This window comes from Psychrobacter sp. (assembly GCF_035469765.1).
GTDB lineage: Bacteria > Pseudomonadota > Gammaproteobacteria > Pseudomonadales > Moraxellaceae > Psychrobacter.
The window spans coordinates 1-3312 of the sequence record NZ_DATIRM010000132.1; the positions used below are offsets into that span (position 1 = coordinate 1).

The following is a 3312-nucleotide window of genomic DNA, read 5'->3' on the forward strand; positions in this document are numbered from 1 at the left end:
GTAGTTGGCAATACGATTATCAAGTGATTGCCGGTGGACGCTTAACCATTCCAGCCATTTATGCACGCTTACTATGGCTGCTGCTACGCTACGATAGTCCAGCACAGCGACGACAACGCTGGTCAAACAATGTCCAGCAAACGGGCGCCAGTATCAAAAAACGCTAAACCTTCACCCATAAATTCTGTATAAGCTCCAACATGACCAAACCCATAACCGCAAATAACGAAGCAAACCGCCCAACTTATACTTTAGCCATTGCTATTGAATTTTTGGGCACCAATTATCATGGCTGGCAACGCCAAAGAGAGGTATTGGGCGTACAAGAAGCGTTAGAGACCGCCATTAGCACTGTCGCCAATGAACCAGTAGAAGTGATTGCCGCAGGGCGTACTGATTCAAGCGTTCATGCCGGCAATATGATTGCTCATTTTGTCACCCATGCTTATCGACCCACACACAATTGGCTGCGCGGTGTTAATAGCCTATTGCCTGATGATATTGCCTTGCGCTGGGTTCAGCCCATGCCTGTTGATTTTCATGCTCGCTTTGCCGCTATTGCCCGTCGTTATCGTTACATTACTTTAAACCAAACTCAGCGTCCTGCTATCCTCAATCATCAGGTGACACATATTCATGAGCCGCTTGATCTAAAAGCCATGCAGCTCGCAGCAGCTGATATCGTTGGTACGCATGATTTTAGTAGCTACCGTGCTGCTGCTTGCCAATCCAATCAGCCTGTGCGCCATATTAGCCATGCCAACCTATTTGCTCATGGTCAATTTATTGTATTTGATATTCAAGCTGATGGATTTTTACACCATATGGTGCGAAACCTGATGGGTACGCTATATGCCATCGGTAGACATGAATTAGAACCAGCTGACTTTTTAAATATCTTGGCTAAAAAGGATCGTACGATAGCGCCGCCTACCGCTTCTGGTGATGGACTATATTTTATTAATGCCTATTATCCTGAGCATTTTCAAACCTTACTGCCAAATGCACCACTCACTCCTATTTGGCTCAACCTGCCCGATTAGATTCATATAATCTGGCATACATATCACTTACAAGCTGTCAAGTAAAAATCAGGTTCCGTATTGCTTTAATCTGCTAACTTACGTATAATATGGGCTTATTTTAAATTGATTGATGATACAAATTATGGCAAAAGACGAGATTATTGAATTTGAAGGCGAAGTCATTGACACCCTTCCAAATACTTTGTTTAAAGTTCGTTTAGAAAACGGACACGAAATCATTGCGCACATTTCAGGTAAGATGCGTAAGCATTACATCCGAATTTTGACTGGTGATAAAGTTAAGGTTGAGATGACACCTTATGACTTATCTAAAGGTCGCATTACTTACCGTGGTAAAAACTAAATTCTTATCTACTAAGATAGTTATAAGAGCATATGTATAATGCTTGAGTGGTTTAACTGATAATAATAATGATACTGCTAACCTACTCATTATTTCCTATCATATTTTAGTAAGTTAATATATTTTTTACCCTAAAAAATACCGCTAAATATCAGCGGTATTTTTTTGTCTAGAATTTAAGCATTATTTAAACTCAACGGTTGCACCACTTTGTATCACGCCAAGTAATGCAAGCGCATCCCAATTGGTTAAACGTATACACCCTGCTGATGCCTGACGGCTAATACGCTCAGGATCGGGTGAGCCGTGGATACCGTATGAGGGCTTGCTAAGACCAATCCATACCAAACCAACGGGGTTGTTGGGGCCTGGCGGAATGATGGTTTTTTCGCCATCATCACCAGTATAGGTGTAGTTAGGCTCATGAATTTTGACTTTGACCTGATGCGTACCCGTTGGTGACGGTGTTGCCGTGCTGCCCACTGTCGTCGGATAACTGGCAATCAAATTGTTATTATCATCGTATGCATATAGGGTTTGCGTCTCTTTATCAGCGACTATACGGCTCACTGGTGTGGTATTAGGGTTACCAGGATTGTAGACGATGATGGTTTCACCACTTTTAAAGCTGGCATTCGGGTTGAGCGATTTGAGATAATCACGACTGATATGAAATTTTTCGCCCAAGGCTTCAAGGACGCTTTCATAATACATACCATCGAGCTTGGCTTTGGCTTCAGCATCAGCAGGAATATTGGTAGTGCTGACATTCACGTCAGCATCAGTAAGCTGATAACTTACCAATACAGGCTGTGAGGTGAGCGCGCTATTTTTGGTCAAGGCTTGCCAAGTTTGAGTATCAATTTCTTCAGTTATTGGTAACCCTTGCGCTTTTTGAAAAGCTTGCATGGCTTTGCGCGTGTTTTTTCCCCAGGAGCCGTCAATAGCACCAACGCCGCTGTGATTCCAGTTCAGTAGCGCTTGCAATTTAGCACCGACGTCACGATCAATTTTACTGCCAGCGGTCCATGTCGCTTGATTGACCTTTTTGGCGGTCTCTGACAGATTTTCTGTACTGTATTTAATTTTGGGTAGCAATTTATTTAGTGAGTTGGCAGTTTTGCTGTCGCCTTCTATTTGCTGACTGACGCCGTTGGTGACTGGACTGATGTCACTGCTATCGGTCATTGTGCTGTCTGTGTTCATACTACCATCTGCTGCGGTAGTATCTGCACTGGTACCCATATCATTGTCTATCGCACCGCTGTCAGATGCCGTGCTGGCGCTGGTCGTTTGTACGCTATCGTCATTGGTATCGGTATTGGCATTGGTATTGGCATTGCTGCAACCGACCAATAATGCTGATGCCGTACCCATGGCAACAATGACGCTGCCAACCTTAAGTAGTTGAGACATAAAACCCTCCTAAATCATCACTATGTATCGAAAAATTTATCAAAATTTACTACGAGAGCATCTTGCCATAGCTATACTACTCTCCCCTAAAGGCTTTATGTTAATAACTGACCATTCTTGCCCTAACTTTGTTAATAGGGTGAATAAAATCGCCGGTTTATTTACAATAAGGCACGGTTCAACATATACAGTATAAAAAACCCATAAACTGCCAAGCAATTTATGGGTTTATTTTCTTATCTTGGGTAAGTGTTGCTTACACTCAAAGCAGAGCTTAACTTATACCAGCTTAGCCAATACAGCCTGCCCCATCTCTTGGCATCCTACCTGCTTCAGTCCAGCTTCACTGCTGTCTAAAATATCAAGCGTACGTAAACCATCATCAAGCACATCACTGACCGCTTGCTCAATCGCTTGTGCAGCTTCTTCCTGTTTAAAGGTATAACGCAGCATCATAGCTACAGATAAGATGGTCGCTAGTGGATTGGCTTTATCTTGTCCTGCGAT

The 3312-nt window shown here is 43.0% G+C and carries 4 protein-coding genes; 2 read left to right on the forward strand and 2 right to left on the reverse strand.

Annotated features, from left to right (window positions below):
• Positions 1-200: 200 nt before the first annotated feature.
• Both truA and infA read left to right on the forward strand, forming a co-directional pair.
• Entirely contained in the window at positions 201-1043 is an 843-nt protein-coding gene (truA, locus tag VLN09_RS03795; protein WP_325243863.1) for a tRNA pseudouridine(38-40) synthase TruA, read from the forward strand.
• A 124-nt stretch (positions 1044-1167) separates the two neighbouring features.
• Complete coding sequence (gene infA, locus VLN09_RS03800) at positions 1168-1389, forward strand: translation initiation factor IF-1 (protein ID WP_010199824.1); 222 nt, start codon at positions 1168-1170, stop codon at positions 1387-1389.
• A 183-nt stretch (positions 1390-1572) separates the two neighbouring features.
• Here infA and VLN09_RS03805 read toward each other — a convergent pair whose 3' ends face one another.
• Both VLN09_RS03805 and VLN09_RS03810 read right to left on the reverse strand, forming a co-directional pair.
• Positions 1573-2805, reverse strand: a complete 1233-nt coding sequence (locus VLN09_RS03805) for a L,D-transpeptidase family protein (RefSeq protein WP_325243864.1) — start codon at positions 2803-2805, stop codon at positions 1573-1575.
• A gap of 279 nt (positions 2806-3084) precedes the next feature.
• On the reverse strand, positions 3085-3312 hold a 228-nt coding region (locus VLN09_RS03810; RefSeq protein ID WP_325243865.1), incomplete at its 5' end, for an isocitrate/isopropylmalate family dehydrogenase.

What these genes read in the sequence shown, in the direction of transcription:
- VLN09_RS03805 (WP_325243864.1), bottom strand. Translation starts at nt 2,805, where the DNA reads ATGTCTCAACTACTTAAGGTTGGCAGCGTCATTGTTGCCATGGGTACG.
- infA (WP_010199824.1), top strand. Translation starts at nt 1,168, where the DNA reads ATGGCAAAAGACGAGATTATTGAATTTGAAGGCGAAGTCATTGACACC.
- truA (WP_325243863.1), top strand. Translation starts at nt 201, where the DNA reads ATGACCAAACCCATAACCGCAAATAACGAAGCAAACCGCCCAACTTAT.